Genomic DNA, 1,800 nt, shown 5'->3' on the forward strand with positions numbered 1-1,800 from the left:
GGGTTGATCCACCCATTTTCTGATTCGACGTCTCGCTCCAACCTTTGACCTGACTCGTGCCACCGGGGTACGTCACTCGGGGTGAGCGGCGAGGTCGTTCAGGATGGCTCGGGCGGCGGGGGTGAGGGGGTCGGCGGCGGTGTGGTCGTGGCCGGCGATACGGACGGTGATTTCCTGCAGCGGGCGCAGGGTGCGGATGATCTTCTTGATGCTCAGCCCGGTCACGGCTTGCAGGTAGCGGGACACCGCGAGAGCAGCGAAAACGATCGTGAGGTGGGCTTCGATCGACTCCCTCGTGTGGTGGAACATCGGTCGGGCGCGTAGGTCGGACTTAGCCATCCGAAACGAGGCTTCGACGTGCCATAGGTCGTGGTAGGCGCCAATTACTTCGGTGGCGGTCATCAGATCGGCGGGGATGTTGGTGACGTAGCCCTTCAGCCCGACCAGGGCCCGCGCCCGCGCCAACGAGGCCTCGTCGAGGGTCTTGGTGTCGTGGCTGGTCTTGACGAACCGTGGCGTCCGCGCGGCCTTCTCCCCAGCGATCACGGCCTTGGCGCGGTTCTCCTGCAAGGTCAACGTTCGCGCGTCCCGGACCGCGCGCTTGGTGGAGTACGCCCAGACGGCCCGCCATGACAATTTGTGTTCCGTGGGGTTCCACACCGGTTCGGCCTTCTTCGCGGGGTCGTTGACCGCCCGCGCGGCTTTCGACGCGACTCGCGGGGTGATCGTGTCGATGATCTGTCCGTCGGTGAATGCGTCTCCGTGCCAGCGGAAATGGGAGGCGGGGTCGATCGGGGCCTTGGTGGTGCGGGAGCCGACGATGAACCGCAGTTGGGCCTCGTCAAGGTCCTTGAGGTTGGCCGCGGACAGCATGCCGGCGTCGGCGACGACAACCAGGTCCGCGAGGGCGTGGCGTTCCTGGAAGGCTTTCACCACGGGCAAGATCGTCAGCTTCTCGGCCGTGTTCCCCTCGAAACAGCCGATCTCCAACGGGAACCCGTGCCGGTCGACCAGCAGCCCGACCAGGACTTGAGGGTCGACACGGCGTTCCTTGGAGTGGCCGACTTTACGCAGCGCATCTTCGTCGTCGGTCTCGAAGTACAACGTGGTCACGTCGTACAGGCACAAGCTCACGTCGCCAGAGGTGCAGGCCTGGCTGAAGCAGGCATCGGCCACCTGGTCGCGGTACCCGCCGGCACCGGCCCGCTTCAACGTGCGGAACATCGTCCGCAACGACACGTGCGACACCCCCAACTCCGCCAACACCCGAAGCGAGTCGGCCTTCGACGTCGGCTCCACGACCCGGGCCAGCACCAGCTGCGCGAACGCAGGATCATCGACGACATCGAACCCGAGCCGGGCATAGGCGTCCGTGAGAACACGCCACAACAGAGCGCTGCGTTTGCTCGTGATCACACCCGACCGTGTCGGTGGCGGCGCCCCCTCCACGCCGAGGTCCAACGCGTCCTGCCCCGGACGCATCCGACGGTGAGCCTCAGCCACCAACACCGCGAGCTCAGCCTCCGAACGAGCCGTCCCGACATGCTCCAAGATCACGTTGCGGCCGTCGCGACGCTCAGCGAGTTGGACCTTCGTGGCCCCAGAACGCCCTGCCGACTTCCGCACGAACACCACGACAGCGACGATATCGACCAAGCGGGGTACGTCAACCAGCAACTCCACAACCCGCTGACCAGCACAAACACCCGAAAAATCGCCGAATCACCCCGAAGTGGCACGAGTCAGGCGGGCTCCAATATCCGTGCCCGCTATGGGTCGACGTGCCCGCTATGGGTCGAC

The 1,800-nt window shown here is 65.5% G+C and carries 2 protein-coding genes; one reads left to right on the forward strand and one right to left on the reverse strand.

All coding sequences use genetic code 11. The features are described from left to right. Window positions 1-72 precede the first annotated feature (72 nt). Window positions 73-1,635 carry an IS1634 family transposase gene (locus BN13_RS17650; protein WP_048549386.1) on the reverse strand — a complete coding sequence of 521 codons (1,563 nt, stop codon included), beginning with the start codon at window positions 1,633-1,635 and terminating at the stop codon, window positions 73-75. Between BN13_RS17650 and BN13_RS20515 the strand changes: the two genes are divergently transcribed. After that, the coding region (locus tag BN13_RS20515) for a hypothetical protein (protein WP_235434110.1) at window positions 1,543-1,800 on the forward strand (258 nt) is incomplete at its 3' end. The genes BN13_RS17650 and BN13_RS20515 overlap by 93 nt on opposite strands.

The sequence above is a fragment of the Nostocoides jenkinsii Ben 74 genome, assembly GCF_001046875.1.
Classification (GTDB): Bacteria; Actinomycetota; Actinomycetes; order Actinomycetales; family Dermatophilaceae; genus Nostocoides_A; species Nostocoides_A jenkinsii.